The sequence below is a fragment of the Futiania mangrovi genome (genome assembly GCF_024158125.1).
In the GTDB taxonomy this organism is placed as follows: domain Bacteria; phylum Pseudomonadota; class Alphaproteobacteria; order Futianiales; family Futianiaceae; genus Futiania; species Futiania mangrovi.
This window is the reverse complement of sequence record NZ_JAMZFT010000001.1, coordinates 935719-956916: the sequence shown is the minus strand read 5'-3', so window position 1 is coordinate 956916 and position 21198 is coordinate 935719. Positions and strand designations below refer to the sequence as shown.

The 21198-nt window shown below is 67.7% G+C and carries 18 protein-coding genes; 10 read left to right on the top strand and 8 right to left on the bottom strand.

The window, feature by feature from the left end:
* Positions 1 to 63 precede the first annotated feature (63 nt).
* Positions 64 to 1332 carry an N-acetylmuramoyl-L-alanine amidase gene (locus NJQ99_RS04620; RefSeq protein ID WP_269331619.1) on the bottom strand — a complete coding sequence of 423 codons (1269 nt, stop codon included), beginning with the start codon at positions 1330 to 1332 and terminating at the stop codon, positions 64 to 66.
* 529 nt (positions 1333 to 1861) lie between these two features.
* Here NJQ99_RS04620 and NJQ99_RS04615 point away from each other — a divergent pair.
* From NJQ99_RS04615 to NJQ99_RS04605, 3 genes are all read left to right on the top strand, one after another.
* A complete protein-coding gene (locus tag NJQ99_RS04615; protein WP_269331618.1) occupies positions 1862 to 4510 on the top strand; it encodes an Rne/Rng family ribonuclease in 2649 nt (882 codons plus the stop codon).
* 127 nt (positions 4511 to 4637) lie between these two features.
* Complete coding sequence (locus tag NJQ99_RS04610) at positions 4638 to 6020, top strand: M48 family metalloprotease (RefSeq protein ID WP_269331617.1); 1383 nt, start codon at positions 4638 to 4640, stop codon at positions 6018 to 6020.
* A gap of 17 nt (positions 6021 to 6037) precedes the next feature.
* Complete coding sequence (locus NJQ99_RS04605) at positions 6038 to 6826, top strand: DsbA family protein (RefSeq protein ID WP_269331616.1); 789 nt, start codon at positions 6038 to 6040, stop codon at positions 6824 to 6826.
* Positions 6827 to 6871: 45 nt separating this feature from the next.
* Here NJQ99_RS04605 and thiS read toward each other — a convergent pair whose 3' ends face one another.
* The gene (gene thiS, locus NJQ99_RS04600) at positions 6872 to 7858 is read right to left on the bottom strand and encodes a sulfur carrier protein ThiS (protein WP_269331615.1); all 987 of its coding nucleotides are present in this window, start codon (positions 7856 to 7858) and stop codon (positions 6872 to 6874) included.
* Between the two features lie 159 nt (positions 7859 to 8017).
* Between thiS and aroQ the strand changes: the two genes are divergently transcribed.
* The 4 genes from aroQ to aat are packed head-to-tail and all read left to right on the top strand — an operon-like array spanning position 8018 to position 10979.
* A complete protein-coding gene (gene aroQ, locus NJQ99_RS04595) occupies positions 8018 to 8467 on the top strand; it encodes a type II 3-dehydroquinate dehydratase (RefSeq protein ID WP_269331614.1) in 450 nt (149 codons plus the stop codon).
* Positions 8468 to 8487: 20 nt separating this feature from the next.
* Positions 8488 to 8931, top strand: coding sequence for an acetyl-CoA carboxylase biotin carboxyl carrier protein (accB, locus tag NJQ99_RS04590; RefSeq protein WP_269331613.1), 444 nt, complete (start codon positions 8488 to 8490; stop codon positions 8929 to 8931).
* 21 nt (positions 8932 to 8952) lie between these two features.
* Positions 8953 to 10323: an acetyl-CoA carboxylase biotin carboxylase subunit gene (accC, locus tag NJQ99_RS04585; protein ID WP_269331612.1), complete on the top strand. Its 1371-nt coding sequence runs from the start codon at positions 8953 to 8955 to the stop codon at positions 10321 to 10323.
* On the top strand, positions 10320 to 10979 hold the full coding sequence (gene aat, locus NJQ99_RS04580) for a leucyl/phenylalanyl-tRNA--protein transferase (RefSeq protein WP_269331611.1): 660 nt from the start codon (positions 10320 to 10322) through the stop codon (positions 10977 to 10979). Before accC ends, aat begins: the two co-directional genes overlap by 4 nt.
* On the opposite strand, the gene NJQ99_RS04575 is transcribed toward aat, so the two are convergent.
* The 5 genes from NJQ99_RS04575 to NJQ99_RS04555 form a co-directional block, all read right to left on the bottom strand.
* The gene (locus NJQ99_RS04575; RefSeq protein ID WP_269331610.1) at positions 10943 to 11317 is read right to left on the bottom strand and encodes a DUF2155 domain-containing protein; all 375 of its coding nucleotides are present in this window, start codon (positions 11315 to 11317) and stop codon (positions 10943 to 10945) included. The genes aat and NJQ99_RS04575 overlap by 37 nt on opposite strands.
* The gene (locus NJQ99_RS04570) at positions 11301 to 12053 is read right to left on the bottom strand and encodes a class I SAM-dependent methyltransferase (protein ID WP_269331609.1); all 753 of its coding nucleotides are present in this window, start codon (positions 12051 to 12053) and stop codon (positions 11301 to 11303) included. The genes NJQ99_RS04575 and NJQ99_RS04570 overlap by 17 nt, the downstream gene beginning before the upstream one ends.
* The gene (gene mlaD / locus NJQ99_RS04565; RefSeq protein ID WP_269331608.1) at positions 12050 to 12514 is read right to left on the bottom strand and encodes an outer membrane lipid asymmetry maintenance protein MlaD; all 465 of its coding nucleotides are present in this window, start codon (positions 12512 to 12514) and stop codon (positions 12050 to 12052) included. The genes NJQ99_RS04570 and mlaD overlap by 4 nt, the downstream gene beginning before the upstream one ends.
* Positions 12515 to 12555: 41 nt before the next feature.
* Positions 12556 to 12936 carry an NADH:ubiquinone oxidoreductase subunit NDUFA12 gene (locus NJQ99_RS04560; protein ID WP_269331607.1) on the bottom strand — a complete coding sequence of 127 codons (381 nt, stop codon included), beginning with the start codon at positions 12934 to 12936 and terminating at the stop codon, positions 12556 to 12558.
* Positions 12937 to 13039: 103 nt separating this feature from the next.
* On the bottom strand, positions 13040 to 13528 hold the full coding sequence (locus NJQ99_RS04555) for a response regulator (RefSeq protein ID WP_269331606.1): 489 nt from the start codon (positions 13526 to 13528) through the stop codon (positions 13040 to 13042).
* Positions 13529 to 13883: 355 nt separating this feature from the next.
* On the opposite strand from NJQ99_RS04555, the gene NJQ99_RS04550 reads away from it, so the two are divergent.
* Positions 13884 to 17549 carry a vitamin B12-dependent ribonucleotide reductase gene (locus NJQ99_RS04550; protein WP_269331605.1) on the top strand — a complete coding sequence of 1222 codons (3666 nt, stop codon included), beginning with the start codon at positions 13884 to 13886 and terminating at the stop codon, positions 17547 to 17549.
* A gap of 162 nt (positions 17550 to 17711) precedes the next feature.
* Complete coding sequence (locus NJQ99_RS04545) at positions 17712 to 17939, top strand: hypothetical protein (protein WP_269331604.1); 228 nt, start codon at positions 17712 to 17714, stop codon at positions 17937 to 17939.
* A 100-nt stretch (positions 17940 to 18039) separates the two neighbouring features.
* Here the strand turns inward: NJQ99_RS04545 and aspS are convergent, their stop codons facing one another.
* Positions 18040 to 19839, bottom strand: coding sequence for an aspartate--tRNA ligase (gene aspS, locus NJQ99_RS04540; RefSeq protein WP_269331603.1), 1800 nt, complete (start codon positions 19837 to 19839; stop codon positions 18040 to 18042).
* Positions 19840 to 20005: 166 nt separating this feature from the next.
* Here aspS and rnd point away from each other — a divergent pair, with 166 nt between their 5' ends.
* Positions 20006 to 21151 (top strand): ribonuclease D, encoded by a 1146-nt coding sequence (gene rnd / locus NJQ99_RS04535; RefSeq protein WP_269331602.1) that lies wholly within the window; start codon positions 20006 to 20008, stop codon positions 21149 to 21151.
* The last annotated feature ends 47 nt before the right edge of the window (positions 21152 to 21198 follow it).

Here is a 21198-nt window from a genome sequence, read left to right as displayed (position 1 = left end):
TGATATCGCACGCAATCTGCGGTCATTTTGTGGCACCCGGGCCACGCAGGCAATGCGCGCGTGCTACTGCGGCCGCGTCTCGAGCCAGACGCTGACGGCGTCGGCCATCACCTCGGCGGTGTCCGTCATCCACGCCTCCTGGACGAGCTGCTCCGCATCCTGGTGGTTCGAAAGAAACCCGAGTTCGATGAGAACCGACGGCACGTCGGGGGCCTTCAGCACCCGGAATCCTGCCTCCCGGTGCGGCTTGCTGAGCAGCGGCGTGACCGGCTCCAGCGCGGGGACGAGGTGGCGCGCGAAATCGACCGAGGCATTCTTCGTCTCGCGGCGGGCGAGATCGATCAGGATGCTCGCGACCTCGTCGCCCTCCTCCCGCAGATCCACGCCCGCAATCACGTCGGAGCGGTTCTCCGAACTGGCGAGAGCGGCAGCCTCTGCGTCCGAAGCCTGCTCGGAGATGGTGTAGACGGAGGCGCCGCGAATGTCGGGATCCTCGATCACGTCGGCATGGATCGAGAGCATCAGGCTCGCGCGCGCTTCCCGCGCGATCCGCACCCGGTCGGCCAGCGGTATGAACACGTCCTCGTCGCGGGTCATCACGACCTCGACATCGCGGCGCGCCAGCGCCGTGCGCAGCGCACGGGCGAAGTCGAGCACGATGTGCTTCTCGTAACCGACGCGCGGAGAGACCGCCCCCGGGTCGACGCCGCCGTGTCCGGCATCGAGGACAACCAGCCGGCGGATCGGTTCCATGCCCAGCGGCACGTCCTGGCCCGGCGTTGCGAAGGGTGGATCGCTGGGCCAGCCCGCGGCCTTCATGAAGGTTTCCCGGTCGGTCGGCTTCAGGTCGAGCACAAGCCGGTGTCCATTGCCTTCCTTCGGCGGCAGGGCGAAGGCCGAGGCGACCTCGGCCGGACCGTCGAGGTCGAGCACGACACGCGAATTCCCCGGCCGGAAGAGACCGTAGCGAAACCGCTTCAGGAGGCCGCCCGTCTGCTCCCCGGCCCCGGTCTGGAGCAGAAAGACGATCTCCGGCATGTCGATGACGACGCGGTAGGGGTCGGCGAGCTGGAAAACCCGGTATGGCACCGGCCCGCTGAGGTCGAGAACGAAGCGCGTGCGTCCCCCGCTAACGCCGAGGCGGGCGTCCTGGACCGCGATGCTGGCTGCCTCGCCACCCGTGACCGGCTTTGCCCTGGGGACTGCCGGCCCCTCGCTCGCGGGCTTGGGCTGAGGCACGGGGATCGCGGCCTGCGAAACCGCCGCCGGAACGGCCGCGGCCATCATTGCCAGCGCGAAAACCGCGCGCACGAGCCACCTGCGAAGAAGCATCACCTGATTCGCAACCCCTTGAACCGACATCGGAACGTGCCGACATTCGGCAATGCAGGCAACCGTCTGCCGCCCGGATAATCACGATTTTTTCACCCTGTTGCTGCAACAGTGCAGAAGATCGTTGTGACGGCGGCATTGCACTCGCTATAGTGCCGCGGCTTCCAATGGGGCTCATTGGTGGCAGACTGCATGGCTTCCTTTGACGGTCACGGCCGGGTCAGGTGCTCATGCGTTCCGAGCGTTGCGTCGTCTGCAGCGCCGGTTTCTGTCACTGGCTCGCGCCCCGGGATGCCGCCAGGGCCGCCGGTTCACGGCGACTGGAACGAATGACCGCCGCAAGATCCCGGTATCCGGGCGATGCGGCAACCGAGACAAGGTATGAAACACGGGTCTGTCATGACTGCTACGACGTGGGACCGGCCGGGCGCCGGCCGGACCGTCGCGTGCGTGACGGACCGCTCGCCCGTTGTCGCTCGCGCAAGCCTTTGCGCGCGGACCGGGCGCCACTCATGGAAAGACAACAACAATGGCACGACGCATGCTGATCGACGCCAGCCACCGGGAAGAGACCCGGGTGGTCGTGGTGGATGGCAACCGGGTTGAAGAATTCGATTTCGAAACCGCATTCAAGAAGCAGATCTCCGGAAACATCTATCTCGCGAAGGTAACGCGGGTTGAACCGTCGCTTCAGGCGGCGTTCATCGAGTATGGCGGGAACCGGCACGGCTTCCTCGCCTTCAACGAGATCCATCCGGATTATTACCAGATCCCCGTGGCGGACCGCCGCGCGCTCATCGATGCCGAACGGCGCGAGGATGCCGAGGAGGAGGAGGCTGCCAGCCGCCGTCAAGGCAACGGCAACGGCCATGGCGGCGGCGACGAGGACGATGAGGGCGTCGAGACCGTGGGCGCCGAGGATGCGTTCGAGGAGACGACGCGCAAGCGTCCGCGCCAGCGCCCCTACAAGATCCAGGAAGTGATCCGCCGCCGGCAGATCCTGCTTGTCCAGGTCGTGAAGGAGGAGCGTGGCAACAAGGGTGCCGCTCTCACCACCTACATCTCGCTCGCCGGGCGCTATTGCGTGCTGATGCCGAACACCGGCAAGGGCGGCGGCATCAGCCGCAAGATCACCAATGCGCCCGACCGCAAGCGCCTGAAGGCGATCGCGGAGGAACTGGAGATCCCCGAGGGCATGGGCCTCATCATCCGCACGGCGGGTGCGAACCGCACCAAGGCGGAGATCAAGCGCGACTACGAATATCTTCTGCGGCTGTGGGACACGATCCGCACCGACACGCTGCAATCCACCGCGCCCGCGCTGGTGCACGAGGAAGGCAGCCTGATCAAGCGGGCGATCCGCGACCTCTACTCCAAGGACATCGGCGAGGTTCTGGTCCAGGGCGATGACGGCTATCGCGAGGCCAAGGACTTCATGAAGATGCTGACACCCAGCCACGCGAAGAACGTCAAGCAGTACAAGGACCGCGTGCCGCTGCTCACCCGCTACCGGGTCGAGAGTCAGCTCGACAGCCTGATGGTCCCGCAGGTCCAGCTCCGCTCCGGCGGCTACCTCGTGATCAACGCGACCGAGGCGCTGGTCGCCATCGACGTCAACTCCGGCAAGTCGACGCGCGAACATTCGATCGAGGATACCGCGCTCAAGACCAATCTCGAGGCGGCCGAGGAAGTGGCGCGGCAGCTGCGCCTGCGCGACCTTGCGGGCCTCATCGTGATCGACTTCATCGACATGGAGGAGTCGAAGAACAACCGCGCGGTCGAGCGCAAGCTGAAGGAATGCCTGAAGAACGACCGCGCGCGCATCCAGGTCGGCCGGATCTCCAGCTTCGGCCTGCTGGAGATGTCGCGGCAGCGCCTGCGGCCGAGCGTGATCGAGACGAGTTCCTCGCCCTGCCCGCATTGCCACGGAACGGGACATATCCGCTCCGTCGACTCCATCGCGCTGCACATCCTGCGGCGCGCCGAGGAAGAAGGCGTCCAGGGCCAGGCCGCGGAACTTCTGCTCCGCGCGCCGGTCGAGGTGGCGAACTTCATCCTCAACCGCAAGCGCGAATGGGTGAACGAGATCGAGCAGCGCTACGAACTGGCGCTACTGGTCGAGGGCGTGGAGGAGCTGACCGTTCCCCATTACGAGCTTGAGCGCACGCGCCTCAAGGCCGACGGCAAGGCGATCGACCTTGCGGTGCCGGAAATGCTTGAGACCTCGTCCGAGGAAGCCGGCATCCCCGACGAGGACGAGGAGCAGGAGGAGGACGCCGTGCGCGCCGACGGCGGGGACGACGAGGGCCGCAAGAAGCGCCGCCGCCGCCGCCGCCGCAAGCCGAAGGGCGGCGAGGCTGCTGCAGACACCGCTGCCACCGATGGCGAGTCCGGAGTGGGTGCCGAGGATGGCGCCGACGAGAGTGCGGAGGACGACGACGACGGCGAGGAGCGAGCGGACGAGGAGGCTGCATCCGGCGAGGAGAAGCCGCGCAAGCGCCGCCGCGGGCGCCGGGGCGGACGCCGCCGCCGGAAGACCGAGGGCGGGGCCGACGAGGCCGCCACCGAGGTCCCGGCCGGAGAGAGCGCGCCCGCGAAGGCGGCCGCCGCACCCGAAGTAATCGTGGAAAGCCGCGAGACGCTGGGCGAGGCTGTCGACGTCGGCCTCGGATCCGACCTGGAAGCTGCCCCGCAGGCAGAGGCTGAGCCTGCGGCTGAGGCATCTGCGGAAACCCCGGTGGCCACGCGACCCCCTGCCGAAACGGCGGAGGAGACACCGAAGCCGAAGGCGCGCCGTACCCGCAAGCCGCGCAAGGCTGCTGCGGAAGGCGAGGAGGCTGCACCTGCAGCCGCAGAAGCAGCCACCGCCAGCGATGCCGAGGCGCCAGCCAAACCGGCCAGGCCGCGCACCCGCAAACGCAAGACGGCCGAGCCGTCGGGGGCCCCCGCAGCCGAAGCGGACACCGTGACCGCAACCGCGAGCGAACCAGCCGTGGCTGCGGAGACGGCGGCCGGACCGGACGGACAGGCCGGCATCGCGACCGAGCACGAGCCCGAGGTCGAGCCGGAGGACGTTTCGGCCATGGCCGGTGCGTCCGAAGGCACCGAGCAGCAGGAGGCACCGAAGCCCGCCCGGCGCGGCTGGTGGCGGACGCGCTTCCTGCGGCAGGACACCTGAGGGCCCCGCCTCAGCAGACATGGCGCCGGGGTCTGCCGGACCCTGGCGCCGCCCTTGCGGGCGCCCTGCCCTTGCCGTTTCCCGGAAAGTCCATATTTCTGCCGTTCTCGCGATGGACTTCTGGACCATGGCACTGACGCACCTCCTCTCTCGCCCGGCCTTCCGCGTGCTTGGCGTCGCGGCAATGTTCGCAGGCATCGTCGCCGCCCTGCCCGCGCAGGCGCAGACGGTTATCCGCGACGCCGAGATCGAGGCGCTCGTCGCCGACTATGCCGATCCGATCTTTGCGGCAGCCGGACTCTCCGGCACGGGTGCAGAGGTCGTGCTTCTGGGCGACAACAGCATCAACGCCTTCGTGATGGGCGGACAGACCGTCTACATCCACACAGGTTTGCTGCGCGCCGCGGACACGCCTGACCAGGTCATCGGCGTGATCGCACATGAGACCGGGCACATCACCGCGGGCCATGTCTCGCGCATCCGCAGTGCCGCGGCACAGGCGACGGTGCCGATGATCCTGACGGCGATCCTTGGCGCGGCTGCGGCTGCCGCAGGTGCGGGACCGGCCGCTGCCGGCATCATGAGCGCCGGCCAGCAGTTCGGCGTCGGCCAGTTCCTGCGATATTCCCGCACGCAGGAGGCATCCGCCGACCAGGCTGCAGCGAATTACCTCGAGGCGGCGAACGTGCCGCTCGACGGGCTGATCGCGCTGCTGCAGACGCTGGCCGACCAGAACGTGCTGGGCCGCACGCTGGAGAACTCCTACGCGCTCACCCACCCTCTCTCGCGGGAGCGGATCGCGCTGCTCGAACGCCGCGCCGAAGAGATGCGCACGCGCGCCACCCCCGCCTTGCCCTCCGCGGCGGCCGCCCTGCAACTGCGCCATGACAGGATGCGGGCAAAGATCACCGGTTTCCTCGAATCGCCCCAGGTGGCGTTGAACCGCTATCCGCAGGGCGACAATTCGATCCCGGCCCGCTATGCCCGCGCCGTCGCCTATCACCGCACGGCTGACTATGACGCCGCGGACCGCGAGATCGGCAGCCTGATCGCGCAGGCGCCCGCCGATCCCTATTTCCACGAACTGAAGGGCCAGATGCTGCTGGAGCGGGGCAAGGTACAGGACGCCGTCGAGGCTTACCGCGCCGCAGCCGAACGCGCGCCGGACGCCCAGCTGATCCGCATCGCCCTCGGCCAGGCCCTGATCCGCACCGAGGATCGCCCGCAGGTCCAGGAGGGGTTGCAAGTGCTGGAAGCCGCCTTGCGCGTCAACCCCGATTACACGCCCGCCTGGCGCACGCTCGCCAATGGCTACGACCGGATCGGCGACACCGCGCGCGCCCAGCTTGCCACCGCGGAGCGGCTGGTGCGCGAGAACAAGATCGCCGAAGCGAAAATGCAGGCGGCGCGCGCCATGCGCGGGCTGCCCAACGGTTCGCCCGCATGGCTGCGCGCAGCCGATATCGAGTCCATGGTCGCGCCGGAGGATCCGGCCGGCCGAAACCGTTGAACCGAGGAATGCGTCCAATGTCCCAGAGTTTCCGCCTCGCCCCCATCCTTCGCATCGCCCTGTGCGCGCTGGCACTGTTCGCCGCGACGCTTGCAGTGCGCCCTGTGCAGGCGGGAGAAGCCGTCGCCCCTCTCTCGGCCGCCGAGACGCAGGCAGTCGAGACGATCATCGAGCGTTACCTTCTCGAAAACCCCGAGCTCATGGTCCGCGTGTTCCAGAACCTCGAAGCACGCCAGCAGGCGCAGCGCGAAGCCCGGACGCGGGACATGCTGGCCAGCAGCCGGGATGAACTGGTCGACGACGGCCGCTCGCTCGTGCTCGGCAACCCGGACGGCGACGTGACGGTGGTGGAGTTCTTCGACTACCGCTGCGGCTATTGCAAGCAGGCGCATCCGACCGTGAAGGCGCTGATCGAAAGCGACCCGAACGTGCGCGTCGTGCTGAAGGAATTCCCGATCCTGGGGCCCAATTCGGTGATCGCGACCCAGGCGGCGATCGCCTCGCGCGAGCAGGGCCTCTATGCCGAGTTCCACGACGCCCTCCTGGAACACGAAGGCGATTTGACCGAGGATGCCGTCTACGAGATCGCCCGCGGCCTCGGGATGGACATGTCGAAACTGCGCGAGGACATGGGTGCGCCCGTCGTGCGGGAAACGATCGCGGCGAACATGGCGCTGGCCCAGCGGCTGGCGATAGACGGCACGCCCACGTTCATCATCGGCGATGCGCTGATGCCTGGCGCGCTTGGCCTCGACACGCTCAGGAAGGCCGTGGAAACCGCCCGTACCGGCTGCACCACGTGCTGACACCCGGCCTCGGACGAGGCCCGAAACCTGCCCTGTAAGCCGGCCTCAAATGAGGCCGGCAAGCGGCGAGGACGGGTCTGCGTAGCGTTTCTTCGGCATGCGGCCTGCGAGATAGGCCTCCCGCCCCGCGATCACCGCGTGCTTCATGGCACGCGCCATGCGGATCGGGTCCTTCGCCTCGGCGATGGCCGTGTTCATCAGAACCGCGTCGCAGCCAAGCTCCATCGCCACGGCGGCATCCGAAGCCGTGCCGACGCCCGCGTCGACCAGCACCGGCACCTGCGCCTGCTCGATGATGAGGCGGATGTTGACCTTGTTCTGGATACCGAGGCCCGAGCCGATGGGCGCACCAAGCGGCATGATCGCGCAGCAGCCCGCATCCTCCAGCTTCTTCGCATAGACCGGGTCGTCGGAGCAGTAGACCATCACCTCGAACCCCTCCTTCAGAAGCAGCTTCGCCGCCCGCAGGGTCTCTTCCATGTCCGGGTAGAGATGCTTGGGGTCGGACAGCACCTCGAGCTTCACCAGGTTCCAGCCCCCGGCCTCGCGTGCGAGCCGCAGCGTGCGCACCGCGTCCTCGCCCGTGAAGCAACCCGCCGTGTTGGGCAGGTACGTCACCTTCTTCGGATCGATGAAGTCCGCGAGCATAGGCTGGGACGGGTCGGAAAGGTTCACCCGGCGCACGGCCACGGTGACGATTTCCGCCCCCGACGCCTCCAGCGCGCGGGCATTCGTCGCGTAATCCTTGTACTTGCCCGTCCCGATGATCAGGCGGGAGCGGAAGGTGCGTCCCGCGACGGTCCAGGTGTCCTCGGCGCCCGTCTCCGCATGGTCGCCTCCGCCGATGAAGTGCACGATCTCCAGCCGGTCGCCGTCAGCCAGGCGCACCGTGTCATAGGTCGAGCGCGGCACGATCTCCAGATTCCGCTCCACCGCGACCTTGGCCGGGTCCAGCGCGAACTGCCGCAACAGTTCGGAAACCGTCACGGGAGTGTCGAGGGTCTTTGATTCGCCGTTCAGCGTGACTTGCATTCTTCCGTCTCCGATCCCCGGTGCCGCGTCCGGCGCAGGCTTTTGCCGTGCAGACGACGATCCGGGCCGCATGTCAAGGGCTGCAGGCCGATTGTGGTTTGGCGCGCAGCCGGTGAACCGATATATAGGGGCGCATTGGCATCTTGCACCTGAGTCTTCATGACCCACCGCATCCTCGTCATCCACGGTCCGAACCTGAACATGCTCGGTAGGCGTGAGCCGGGCATCTACGGGTCGCAGACGCTCGCCGGGATCGACACGGACCTGGCGGCGGCGGCGCGTACGCTGGACATCGAGGTGACCTGCCGGCAATCCAACGCCGAGGGGGAGATCGTCGGCTGGATCCAGGAGGCGCTGGACGCCTTCGACGGGATCGTCCTCAATGCCGGCGCCTACACGCATACCTCGATTGCGATCCACGACGCGATCCGCGCCTGCGGCAAGCCCGTGATAGAGGTGCATCTGTCCAACACCGCCGCGCGGGAGAGCTTCCGGCACGTATCGCATGTCAGCCCGGTCGCGCTGGGCGTCATCATGGGCCTCGGCCCGCTTGGCTACCGGCTTGCGCTGCAGGCGCTGGCCGCTCATCTCGACCGCGGCTCATCCTGAGCAGAATCAGAAGGACCGACATGGCGAAGGGCACCATCGACCAGGATCTCATCCGGCAGCTTGCCGCCCTCCTCGACGAGACGAAGCTGACCGAGATCGAGGTGGAGCAGGACGGAACCCGCGTGCGCGTCTCCCGCGCCGGCGGTACGGTCGCGATGGCGGCGCCGGCCCCGCTTGCTGCGCCCGCCCCGGCGGCGGAGGCGGTGGCCCCCGCGGCGGTGCACGATCCCGCAAAGACGGTGATCTCTCCGATGGTGGGCACTGTCTATGTCGCGCCGGAGCCCGGTGCAGCGGCCTTCGTCCAGGTCGGCGACCAGGTGCAGGAAGGCCAGACCCTCTTCATCGTCGAGGCGATGAAGGTCATGAACCCGATCGCCGCACCGCGCGGCGGTCGCGTGAAGCAGATCCTCGTCGCCGACGGTGAACCCGTCGAGTACGGCGAGCCTCTGCTCGTCCTCGAATAGGCGGGGGCGCGCGGACACGGCATGTTCGAGAAGGTTCTGATCGCAAATCGTGGCGAGATCGCCCTGCGGATCCATCGCGCCTGCAAGGAGATGGGTATCCGCACGGTCGCCGTGCATTCCACGGCCGACGCGGACGCCATGCACGTCCGCCTCGCCGACGAGAGCGTATGTATCGGGCCGCCCTCGGCCGCCGAGAGCTATCTGAACATCCCGAGCATCCTCGCGGCATGCGACGTGACGGGCGCGGAAGCCATTCATCCCGGCTACGGCTTCCTGTCGGAGAACGCGCGCTTCGCCGACATCGTGACCGCGCACGGGCTCACCTTCATCGGGCCGCGGGCGGAGCACATCCGCCTCATGGGCGACAAGATCGCCGCGAAACAGGCAGCCCGCGACCTCGGCATCCCCGTCGTCCCGGGCTCCGACGGGCCGGTGACGACGGAAGAGCAGGCGGTCGAGGCGTCCCGCGTCATCGGTTATCCCGTGATCGTCAAGGCTGCTGCCGGCGGCGGCGGGCGCGGCATGAAGGTCGCCCGCGACGAGGCGGAACTGAAGTCCGTCATCCGCACCGCGCGTGCCGAGGCGAAGGCCGCGTTCGGCGACGACGCCGTCTATATCGAGAAATATCTCGCCAATCCGCGCCACATCGAGATCCAGGTGATCGCCGATGGCTTCGGAAACTCCGTCCACCTGGGGGAGCGCGACTGCTCCCTGCAGCGCCGCCACCAGAAGGTGCTGGAGGAAGCGCCCTCGCCCGCGCTGAACGAAACGGACCGCGCGCGCATCGGCGGCATCGTCGCGGACGCGATCCGCAAGCTCGGCTATCTCGGCGTCGGCACCGTAGAGTTCCTGTACGAGGATGGGGAATTCTACTTCATCGAGATGAACACCCGCCTCCAGGTCGAGCACCCGGTGACCGAGGCGATCACCCGCATCGACCTCGTGCGCGAGCAGATCCGCATTGCCGCCGGGCTGCCGCTCTCGTTCAGGCAGGAGGACGTGAGCTTCTCCGGACATGCGATCGAATGTCGGATCAACGCGGAGGACCCGCGGACCTTCCGGCCCTCGCCCGGCACCATTACCGACTTCCACGCACCGGGCGGACTGGGCGTGCGGCTCGACTCGGCCATCTACTCCGGCTATCGCATCCCGCCTTATTACGACAGCCTGATCGGCAAGCTGATCGTGCACGGCAACACCCGCAACGAGTGCCTGATGCGGCTGCGGCGGGCGCTGGGGGAGTTCGTGATCGGCGGTGTCAGCACCACCATTCCCCTGTTTCAGGACCTGATCGAGAACCCGGACTTCATGAACGGCGACTACGACATCAAGTGGCTGGAGCGCCATCTTTCCGACGAGCCGAAAGCGCCGGAGACGGACACCAAGGGGTGAGCGACCGCACCCTCACGCCTGAGCTTCTGCTGCGGGCCTACGCGCTCGGCATCTTTCCCATGGGACAGTCGCGGAACGATCCCACGCTTTACTGGGTCGACCCGGAGGAACGCGGGATCTTGCCTCTGGATGGCGTGCACGTGCCGAGGCGGCTTGCGAGGACGATTCGCCAGGCCCCCTACACCGTGACGGTCGACCGCGACTTCGGGGGCATCCTGGAACTCTGCGCCGAAAGCGCACCGGACCGGCCCGAGACCTGGATCAATCCGCGCATAGACGCGCTCTACCGCGAACTGTTCGTGATGGGGGTCGCCCATAGCGTGGAGTGCTGGGACCGTGGCCACCTTGTCGGCGGCCTCTACGGCGTGTCGCTGGGCGGCGCCTTCTTCGGCGAGAGCATGGTCAGCCGCGCCCGCGATGCCAGCAAGATCGCCCTGGTCTATCTTGTTGCGCGCCTGCGTTACGGCGGCTACCGGCTGCTCGATACCCAGTTCCAGACGCGCCATCTCGCCCAGTTCGGCGTCGTCGAAATCCCGCGCCTGCGCTACCGGGAGCTTCTGGCCGAAGCGATCGATGCAGTCGATGCCGACTTCCGCGCGCTGCCCGCGGACACGTCCCCTCAGGACGTGCTGCAGCTTGCGACCCAGACGTCGTAGGTCGGGTGCTCGAGCGGGTTGAGGGCCGGCATCTCGCTGAACATCCAGCCGTCGAAAACCCGCTTCGTCTCGCCCTGTGCGGTCCGGTAGTCGATGGCGAGGCGTGCCTTGGCGCCCTCGCCCTCCGCGACGACGCACCGCTCCAGCCGGATCGTCAGCGCGCCGAAGGTGGCGGTCTCGCCCACCTTCAGGTCGATGTCGGTAATGCGCGTCGTGACCTTGTCGAGGGCCCGCAGCGTGGCCGACGTCGCCTCCGCCGCCCCTGCCCCGCCCGCGGCGAGCATCAGCACGCCGGCCGCCAGCAGACCGAACCGGCGCCGCTTACCCGCGTGCCGCATGGAACCTCAGCCGCACATAGTCCGCACGCCACTGACCCTTGCTGTCCCGCAAGGCCGGGGCCAGAAGCTCCACCGCCTCGTCGCGCACCGCTGCCCTTTGTTCCGCGTCGAGCCCGCTCAACAGCGGCGCCGCCAGGGTGTCGAGCCAGCGCGCCATGCCTGCCACCACCGGTGTCGGCCGCGGGACCAGCGCGATCTCCCGCACGGTGAAACCTTCCTCGGCAAGAAGCTCGCCATACTCCTCCGGCGTGGGAAAATACCAGGGATTCGGGATGCCCTTGTCCAGGCCGCGCACCTTCAGGATCGCGCGGATCGCCGTCTCGATCGCCGCGACATTGCCCTTCCCGCCGAACTCCCCCACGAAGCGCCCGCCGGGCTTCAGCGCGCGGTGCACGCCCCGCACCACGGCGCGCGCATCCGGCATCCAGTGCAGCGCGGCATTGCTGAAGACCGCGTCGAACTCTCCCTCGAAGGTCAGCTTCATCGCGTTGCCGATCTCGGCAGGGATGCCCAGCGCACGGGTGGCCGAGACCATGTCGGGGCTTGCGTCGAGGCCCAGCACCTCGGCCCCGCGCGCCACGATCTTCTGGGTCAGAACGCCATCGCCGCACCCGATGTCGAGGATACGCTCCTCCGCCTTCGGGTCGAGCAGGTCCACCAGCGGTGCCGCGAGATCGGAAACGAAGCGGGCGTTCGCCGCATAATCCTCTGCCGACCACGCCATTGCACCGCTCATTGTCCGTCCTCCTGCTTGCCGCCACCGGCGCTGAACACCGCCTGCCCGAGAAGGCCGACGAGGTCCACCGCGCCCTGCGTGTGCAGGAATTCGTCGCCCGCCTTCATCATGTCGTCGGATGCACCCGGCTCGATCGACAGATAGGCACCGCCCAGCAGCCCCTCGCTCGCCACGCGGATCGAGGAATCGGCCGGGATTTCGACCGTCGGGTCGATCGACACTGTCACCTTCGCAAAATAGGTCTGACGGTCGAGAGCCTGATCGATCACCTGGCCGATCTTGATTCCCGACAGGCGCACGTCAGTGCCGCGCGTCAGCCCGTCGGCCCGGTCGAAGTTCGCCACCAGCGCATAGCCGCCGGAAACCTCGGTATCGGCCCGTGAATAGGCATAAATGAAGAAGCCGCCCGCCACGACGAGAACAAGCGCGCCGATCAGCGTCTCGAGCAGTTTCTCGCGCATGCCGCGTCTTTACCTCCGGGGCTTCGGCCGATCTCCGCCGCTTACTCGGGCTGCCAGGCTTCGTAATCGGGTGCAGGCCGGGCGAGATTGCCGCCACGCGCCAGCGAACCGGGCGGGAAGTAGGCACCCTCCGTGCCCGTCGGGTTCGGCACGTGCGGCTTCTCCCAGGCCTTTGCGGGAAGCGGCGCCACGGTCGGCGGCTCCTTCACCGTGTGGTGCAGCCAGGCGTGCCAGTCCGGCGGCACGCGCGAGGCTTCCGCCTCGCCATTGTAGATGACCCAGCGCCGGTCACCCTCCCGGCTGCGGTAATAGACGTTGCCCGCGCCATCCTCGCCCACGCGCACGCCCTTCCGCCACGTATAGAGCGCCGTGCCGATGGTCTGACCGTTCCACCAGGTGAAGATCTGCTTCAGAAGCTTCATGTCATGCCCGCGTCGGATGCTTCGGCCCCAGGCGGCCGCCCGCGGTCTATGTAGCAGCCAGTGCGCGAGCCGGCAAACACAACCCGCCGCGGCACCGCGCCGATCAGCCCACCATCCACACGCCGCCGTCGTCGGTCTGCTCGGCGGGAAGCACGGGGCGGTACATCTCGCCTTCCAGGACGAAGCGGACGGGCGCGTCGATGGCGCGGCGCAGGCGCTTGCCAAGATCCTCCCGCGTGACCGGCTTGGCGAGGAACTGCGCGCAGCCGAGAGCGCGCGCCGCCATCACCGACCTGGGACTTGCGTGTCCCGTGACCATCACGACGGGACAGACGGCACGCTCCCCGAAACGGGCGTGGCGCAGGGTTCGCAGGAAGGCCAGCCCGTCGACCGGGGCCATCGTCAGATCCGTCACGATCGCGTCGAACGGGCGTGCGGCGACAATGTCGAGCGCCTCGCGCCCGTCTGCCGCCTCGTGCACGTCCTCCACCCCCAGCAGAAGCAGCATGTCCGAAAGGAGACGCCGCATCATCTCCTGATCTTCGACAACCAGGACGCTCAGGTTTCTTCCTGCAAGCGGGGCCTGCGACATTTCATCGGTTCCGGTTCGCCCGGCTCCCTCTTCGAACGCCGGAAAACGACGCTAGATCGAAAGGGTTAAGCAAGCCTTCCCGCACTACCCCCAGCCCCTCTCCCAGAAGCGGCGCGGCGTTCCGAATCTTATCCACATGATTCACCCTTTGCGCCGACATGTGGTGTTTAGGGGTGTCAAGCCCACAAAATCTATTGCGCCTGCCGCCGGGCTTGCGCATTCTCTGGGGGTCGCCGGCGGCTTCGGTCCCGGCACGCGTTCAAACAATCGGGCGTAGCTGTCTGCCGCATCGGAAAAAGTGGGATTTCCGAAGCACGGGGGACGTGCGTCCAGACGCCAAGTTTCGGGGGACAGCATGCGCATCGAACGCCGTTACACGTCTGAAGGTCAATCGCCCTACGCGGCGATCGCGTTCCGCACCACGTCGAGCGAGATCCGCAATCCGGACGGCTCCGTGGTGTTCAAGCTCGACGGGATCGAGGTGCCGCAGGCGTGGAGCCAGGTGGCAGGCGACATCATCGCGCAGAAATACTTCCGCAAGGCGGGCGTACCCGCGGCGCTGAAGGCGGTGGAGGAGAACGACGTCCCCTCCTGGCTGTGGCGCAAGGTTCCTGACGATGCGGCGCTGGCGAAACTTCCCGAGGAAGAGCGTTTCGGCGGAGAGACCGATTCCCGCCAGGTGTTCGACCGGCTGGCCGGTGCCTGGACCTATTGGGGCTGGAAGGGCGGCTATTTCGATTCCGAAGCTGACGCCCAGGCCTACTACGACGAGATGCGGTACATGCTGGCCACGCAGAAGGCCGCACCGAACAGCCCGCAGTGGTTCAACACGGGCCTGCATTGGGCCTATGGCATCGACGGTCCGGGCCAAGGTCACTATTACGTCGACTTCCAGAGCGGCAAGCTGACCAAGTCGAAGTCGGCCTATGAGCATCCGCAGCCGCACGCCTGCTTCATTCAGGGCATCGACGACGATCTCGTCGGCGACGGCGGCATCATGGACCTGTGGGTGCGCGAGGCGCGGCTCTTCAAGTACGGCTCGGGCACGGGCACGAACTTCTCCCGCCTGCGCTCGGAGAACGAGCCCCTGTCGGGCGGCGGCAAGTCGTCGGGTCTCATGTCCTTCCTCAAGATCGGCGACCGGGCGGCGGGCGCGATCAAGTCGGGCGGCACGACGCGCCGCGCGGCCAAGATGGTCGTGGTCGACGTCGACCATCCGGATATCGAGAAGTACATCGGCTGGAAGGTTAAGGAGGAGCAGAAGGTCGCCGCGCTCGTCGCGGGCTCCAAGCTCTGCAACAAGCACCTGAACGCGATCATGCGCGCCTGCATCAATTGCGAGGCAGACGCCGAGGATTGCTACGATCCGCGCAAGAACCCCGCCCTGAAGCGGGAGATCAAGGCCGCCCGCGCCGCTATGATCCCGGAGAATTATGTCAAGCGCGTCATCGACTTCGCCCGCCAGGGTTATTCGGAGATCGACTTCGACGTCTATGACACCGACTGGGATTCGGAGGCCTATGTCACGGTCGCCGGCCAGAACTCCAACAACTCCGTCCGCGTGACCGACGCCTTCCTGCGCGCGGTCGAGGAAGACGGCATGTGGGAGCTGACCCGCCGCACCGACGGCAAGATCGCCGCCCGCGTCCGCGCCCGCGAGCTGTGGGAGCAGATCGGCCACGCCGCCTGGGCGTCCGCCGACCCCGGCATCCAGTACCACACGACGATCAACGACTGGCACACCTGCCCGGCCGATGGCGACATCCGCGCGTCGAACCCGTGCTCGGAGTACATGTTCCTCGACGACACGGCGTGCAATCTCGCCTCGCTGAACCTCATGCAGTTCCGCCAGGAAGACGGCCGCTTCGACATCGAGGGGTTCGAGCACGCGGTACGCCTGTGGACCGTCACGCTCGAGATCTCGGTGCTGATGGCGCAGTTCCCGTCGAAGAAGATCGCACAACTGTCCTACGAGTTCCGCACGCTGGGCCTGGGCTTCGCCAACATCGGCGGCCTGCTGATGTCCTCGGGCCTGTCCTACGACAGCGCCGAGGGGCGCGCGCTGTGCGGGGCGATCACCGCGGTGATGACCGGCGTCTCCTACGCGACGAGCGCGGAGATGGCGGGCGAGCTGGGCGCCTTCCCGGGCTATGAGCGCAATGCCGCGCACATGCTGCGCGTCATCCGCAACCACCGCCGTGCCGCGCACGGTGCGATGGAAGGCTACGAGGGCCTGAACACGACGCCCGTGCCGCTCGACGCGGCCAACTGCCCCGACAGGGATCTGGTGAGCGCCGCGCGCCGCGCCTGGGACCGCGCGCTGGAGCTTGGGGAGGTCAACGGCTACCGCAACGCGCAGGCCTCGGTAATTGCGCCAACGGGCACCATCGGCCTCGTGATGGACTGCGACACGACGGGCATCGAGCCGGACTTCGCGCTGGTGAAGTTCAAGAAGCTCGCGGGCGGCGGCTACTTCAAGATCATCAACCGCGCGGTGCCGCAGGCGCTGGAGACGCTGGGCTACGGCCCCGACCAGATCCGCGCGATCGAGAAGTATGCGGTCGGCTACGGATCGCTGGCCGACGCACCGGGGATCAACCACGAGACGCTCAAGGCCAAGGGCTTCGCGCAGGCGCAGATCGACGCGGTCGAGGCGCAGCTGGCGAGCTGCTACGACATCCGCTTCGTCTTCAACAAGTGGACGCTGGGCGAGGAGTTCTGCACCCGCGTACTGGGCATCCAGAAGGCGGCGCTCGACGACTACAACTTCGACCTGCTGGCGGCCATCGGCTTCACCAAGGCGGAGATCGAGAAGGCCAATTTGCACGTCTGCGGCACCATGACGCTCGAGGGTGCGCCGCACCTGAAGGACGAGCACCTGCCCGTCTTCGACTGCGCCAACCCCTGCGGCCGGATCGGCAAGCGCTATCTCTCGGTCGAAAGCCACATCCACATGATGGCGGCCTCGCAGCCCTTCATCTCGGGTGCGATCTCCAAGACGATCAACATGCCGAACAAGGCGACGGTGGAGGATTGCAAGGACGCCTACATGCTGTCCTGGCGCCTCGGCCTGAAGGCGAACGCGCTCTACCGCGACGGCTCCAAGCTCTCGCAACCCCTGTCGGCCCAGCTTCTCGACGACGACGACGTGGCGGACGACCTGGAGGACCTGGTCGCGGCGGAAGCCCCGATGCAGGAGCGCGCGCAGGCCGTTGCCGAGCGGATCGTGGAGCGCATCATCCGCTCCGACCGGCAGAAGCTTCCGCACCGGCGCAAGGGCTATACGCAGAAGGCCATCGTGGGCGGCCACAAGGTCTACCTGCGCACCGGCGAGTACGAGGACGGCAAGCTCGGCGAGATCTTCGTCGACATGCACAAGGAGGGCGCGGCCTTCCGGTCGCTGATGAACAATTTCGCGATCGCCGTCTCGCTCGGCCTGCAGTACGGCGTGCCGCTGGAGGAGTATGTCGACGCCTTCACCTTCACGCGGTTCGAACCGGCGGGCCTCGTCCAGGGCAACGACACGATCAAGAACGCGACGTCGATCCTCGACTATGTGTTCCGCGAACTGGCCGTGTCCTACCTCGGGCGCAACGACCTCGCCCATGTCGACCCGTCGGAGGTGCGCTTCGACGCGCTCGGCGGCGGCGAAGGCGAAGGCAAGGCGCCGGAGGACGAGGGCGGCGTAACCTCCGTTCCGGTCTTCAAGGTGGCGAGCGCGGGCTTCCTGCGCGCGGCGCAGGGCGGCAGCCACCTGACGGTGATCTCGGGCGGTGCGCAGACCCCGGCCCAGGCGGTCGCCTATGCGGGCGGCGGCGAGGCGGCGGCGGCGGCCTATGGCGCCACCGACGGCGCGCTGGCGATGGCCGTCTCCGGCTCTCTCCAGACCGACCGCATCGTCGAGGCCCGCATGAAGGGCTACGAGGGCGACCCCTGCGGCGAATGCGGCAACTTCACGCTGGTGCGCAACGGCACCTGCATGAAGTGCGACACCTGCGGCAGCACAAGCGGGTGTTCGTGACCTCTCACTGAAACGCACCGCACGTTCCGCGTTGCGTCAGACGGCCGGGCCGCTCCCTCCCCCGAGGGGCGGCCCGTTCGCTTTTCCGGACCCTTGCAGGAACCTTCCCCCGCCCCAGCCCGTTGTGATGGCAACAGCGCAACAGGAGCGGAGGACATTCCGATGCGGACGATTGCAGCGATCACCCTGGTTACCGGCGCGCTGGCGCTGACGGCCTGCGGCAACACGCAAGGCGAGCGCGCGCTTTCCGGCGGCGGCATCGGCGCGGGCGTCGGCGCGGCGGGCGCGGCGCTCACGGGCGGCAGCGTTCTTGGCGGCGCGGTCATCGGCGGCGCGGCAGGTGCCGCGACCGGCGCGCTGACCGACAAGGACGACATCAACCTCGATTGAGGTTGCGCGCGTCCCCTCCCCCCCGGGGATGCGGGCACGGAAAGGCCGCCGGACACCCCCTGCCCGGCGGCCTTGCCTTTCAGCCCCCCTCGGGTGCCGATCAGTTGCCTTCGGGCTTCACCACGCGGATATGCACGTCGCGCAACTGTTTCGCGCCCACTTCGGCGGGCGCGTCCATCATCAGGTCCTGCGCGCGCTGGTTCATGGGGAAGAGCGTCACCTCGCGGATGTTCTCCTCACCTGCCAGCAGCATGACGATGCGGTCGACGCCAGGCGCGATGCCACCGTGCGGCGGCGCGCCATACTTGAAGGCATTGAGCATGCCGCCGAACTTGCCTTCCACGACCTCCGGCCCATAGCCCGCGATCTCGAATGCCTTGTACATGATCTCCGGCAGGTGGTTCCGGATCGCGCCCGACGATAGTTCGATGCCGTTGCAGACGATGTCGTACTGATAGGCCTTGATGGTCAGCGGGTCCTGGGTCAGCAGCGCCTCCATGCCCCCTTGCGGCATGGAGAAGGGATTGTGCGAGAACTCGACCTTCTTGTTGTCCTCGTCCCACTCGAACATCGGGAAGTCGACGACCCAGCAGAAGCGGAAGGTGCCTTCCTCCTGCAAGCCAAGCTCCCGCCCGATGCGCACGCGCGCCTGGCCCGCCAGCGCTGCCGCCCGGTCCGCCTGGTCGCAGGAGAAGAACAGCGCATCGCCCCCCTTCAGGCCGGCCTTGTGCGCCATGCGGGCGAGCACGGGCGCGGGGATGAACTTCGCGATCGGCCCCTTGCCGGCCAGCGCGCCTTCCTCGTCCTCCAGCACGACATAACCGAGGCCCGCCGCGCCCATGTCCTTGCGCGCCCAGTCGTTCAGCTTGTCGAAGAAGGAGCGCGGCTGCGATGCCGCCCCCGGCGCCGGGATGCCGCGCACCACGCCGCCCTTGGCGATCACGTTCTTGAAGGCGTTGAAGGTCACGCTCTCGTCCGTGAACTCCTCCGTCAGGTCGACGATTTCGAGCGGGATGCGCAGGTCGGGCTTGTCGGAGCCGTACTTCAGCATCGCCTCGGCGTAGGGGATGCGCGGGAAGGTGGCGTCGGGCACATGGCGGCCCGCGCCGAACTCCTCGAACAGGCCGCGCATGATCGGCTCGACCGCCTGGAAGACGTCCTCCTGCTCCACGAAGCTCATCTCGATGTCGAGCTGGTAGAACTCGCCCGGAGAGCGGTCGGCGCGCGCGTCCTCGTCGCGGAAGCAGGGCGCGATCTGGAAATAGCGGTCGAAGCCCGCGACCATGATCAGCTGCTTGAACTGCTGCGGCGCCTGCGGCAGGGCGTAGAACTTGCCGGGATGAAGACGCGAGGGGACGAGGAAGTCGCGGGCCCCCTCCGGGCTCGACGCCGTCAGGATCGGCGTCTGGAACTCCATGAAGCCCGCGTCGGTCATGCGGCGGCGGATCGACGCGATGATCTGCGAGCGCAGCACGATGTTGCGGTGCAGCCGGTCGCGCCGCAGGTCCAGGAAGCGGTACTTGAGCCGCGTCTCCTCCGGGTATTCAAGCTCGCCGAACACCGGCAGGGGCAGCTCCTGCGCCTCCGACAGCACGTCGATGGAGGCTGCGAACACCTCGATCGCCCCGGTGGGCAGGTTGGCGTTCACGGTCTCCGCCGGGCGGTGGCGCACCTCGCCGTCGACGCGCACGACCCATTCCGACCGCAGCCGCTCCGCCGTGGCGAAGGCGGGCGAGTCCGGGTCGGCCACGATCTGCGTGATGCCGTAATGGTCGCGCAGGTCGATGAAGAGCAGCCCGCCGTGATCGCGCACCCGGTGCACCCAGCCCGACAGGCGGACGGCCGTGCCCGCGTCGCTCTCGCGCAGCGCCGCGCAGGTGTGGGAACGGTAAGCGTGCATGACGGTCTCTCCTCGCAGATGCGGCCCGGAGAACGCACGCACTTGCGCGCCTTGTCAAGCGATTGGGGGGCTATTGGAGGGCGATCCAGGGGCTTTTGCGGCGGTTTCGAAAGACGGGAAAGACAAGGGCCGCCCGTCTGCGTTATGACGTGGGCCCAAGATGACCATGATCCGCACCACATCGGCGCTCGCCGACTTCTGCGACCGGGCGCGCAAGCACCCGTTCGTCACCGTCGACACGGAGTTTCACCGAGAGACGACCTATTGGCCGAAGCTCTGCCTCGTGCAGATCGCGATTTCGGCGGACGACGCGGTGACCGTCGACCCGCTGGCCGAGGGGATCGACCTCGCCCCGCTCTACGCCCTGCTGGCCGACGAGGCGGTGCTAAAGGTCTTTCATGCCGCGCGCCAGGATATCGAGATCTTCCATGTCTTCGGCAAGGTAATCCCGACGCCGCTCTTCGACACGCAGATCGCGGCCATGGTGTGCGGCTATGGCGACCAGGTGGCCTATGACACGCTGGTGCGGCGCATCTGCGGGGTGCAGATCGACAAGAGCTCGCGCTTCACTGACTGGGCGCGCCGCCCTCTGAACGACAAGCAGGTGGAGTATGCGCTGGCCGACGTGACGCACCTCGTCACGGTCTACGAGGCGATTCGGGCCGAGCTCGACCGGACGGGCCGCGCCGACTGGGTCGCTGAGGAGATGGCGGTGCTCGCCAATCCAGCGACCTACGAGACGCAGCCCGAAGATGCGTGGGAGCGCATCAAGGGCCGCGTCTCGAACCGGCGCGCGCTCCTGCTGCTCCAGCGGCTTGCGGCCTGGCGGGAGGAGACGGCGCAGGCGCAGAACGTGCCCCGCAACCGGATCCTGAAGGACGACGGCCTGCTCGAACTCGCCCACCAGAAGCCTGTCAGCGCGGACGAAATGGACCGGCTTCGCGCGGTGTCCCGTGGGTTCGGACGCAGCGGGAACGGACGCGCGGTGCTCAAGGTGATCGAGGACGCGCTCGCGGTTCCGGACAACGCCCTGCCCCGCCTGCCCTCGCGCGGCGACCGGCCGCAAGTGCCGGCGGCCGTGCTCGACCTGCTCAAGGTGCTGCTGAAGGCGTGCGCCGACGACATGGGCGTCGCCGGTCGGCTGGTTGCATCGGCCGCCGACCTGGAGCGCCTTGCCGCCGAGCCTGACGGCGAACACGCGGTCATGCACGGCTGGCGGCGGGAGATCTTCGGCAATGCGGCCCTCGACCTGATGGCTGGCCGCATCGGCCTGCGCCTGAAGGACGGCTCCGTGGTGCTGGAGCGGGACTGACCCGGATTGCGGGCCTCCGCGCACGCCTCTAGTCTGCCCGCACTCAA

Bases quoted from the DNA above. Each gene is read 5' to 3' on its own strand.
- NJQ99_RS04620 (WP_269331619.1), bottom strand. From the start codon at position 1,332: ATGCTTCTTCGCAGGTGGCTCGTGCGCGCGGTTTTCGCGCTGGCAATG.
- NJQ99_RS04615 (WP_269331618.1), top strand. From the start codon at position 1,862: ATGGCACGACGCATGCTGATCGACGCCAGCCACCGGGAAGAGACCCGG.
- NJQ99_RS04610 (WP_269331617.1), top strand. From the start codon at position 4,638: ATGGCACTGACGCACCTCCTCTCTCGCCCGGCCTTCCGCGTGCTTGGC.
- NJQ99_RS04605 (WP_269331616.1), top strand. From the start codon at position 6,038: ATGTCCCAGAGTTTCCGCCTCGCCCCCATCCTTCGCATCGCCCTGTGC.
- thiS (WP_269331615.1), bottom strand. From the start codon at position 7,858: ATGCAAGTCACGCTGAACGGCGAATCAAAGACCCTCGACACTCCCGTG.
- aroQ (WP_269331614.1), top strand. From the start codon at position 8,018: ATGACCCACCGCATCCTCGTCATCCACGGTCCGAACCTGAACATGCTC.
- accB (WP_269331613.1), top strand. From the start codon at position 8,488: ATGGCGAAGGGCACCATCGACCAGGATCTCATCCGGCAGCTTGCCGCC.
- accC (WP_269331612.1), top strand. From the start codon at position 8,953: ATGTTCGAGAAGGTTCTGATCGCAAATCGTGGCGAGATCGCCCTGCGG.
- NJQ99_RS04575 (WP_269331610.1), bottom strand. From the start codon at position 11,317: ATGCGGCACGCGGGTAAGCGGCGCCGGTTCGGTCTGCTGGCGGCCGGC.
- NJQ99_RS04570 (WP_269331609.1), bottom strand. From the start codon at position 12,053: ATGAGCGGTGCAATGGCGTGGTCGGCAGAGGATTATGCGGCGAACGCC.
- mlaD (WP_269331608.1), bottom strand. From the start codon at position 12,514: ATGCGCGAGAAACTGCTCGAGACGCTGATCGGCGCGCTTGTTCTCGTC.
- NJQ99_RS04560 (WP_269331607.1), bottom strand. From the start codon at position 12,936: ATGAAGCTTCTGAAGCAGATCTTCACCTGGTGGAACGGTCAGACCATC.
- NJQ99_RS04555 (WP_269331606.1), bottom strand. From the start codon at position 13,528: ATGTCGCAGGCCCCGCTTGCAGGAAGAAACCTGAGCGTCCTGGTTGTC.
- NJQ99_RS04550 (WP_269331605.1), top strand. From the start codon at position 13,884: ATGCGCATCGAACGCCGTTACACGTCTGAAGGTCAATCGCCCTACGCG.
- NJQ99_RS04545 (WP_269331604.1), top strand. From the start codon at position 17,712: ATGCGGACGATTGCAGCGATCACCCTGGTTACCGGCGCGCTGGCGCTG.
- aspS (WP_269331603.1), bottom strand. From the start codon at position 19,839: ATGCACGCTTACCGTTCCCACACCTGCGCGGCGCTGCGCGAGAGCGAC.
- rnd (WP_269331602.1), top strand. From the start codon at position 20,006: ATGATCCGCACCACATCGGCGCTCGCCGACTTCTGCGACCGGGCGCGC.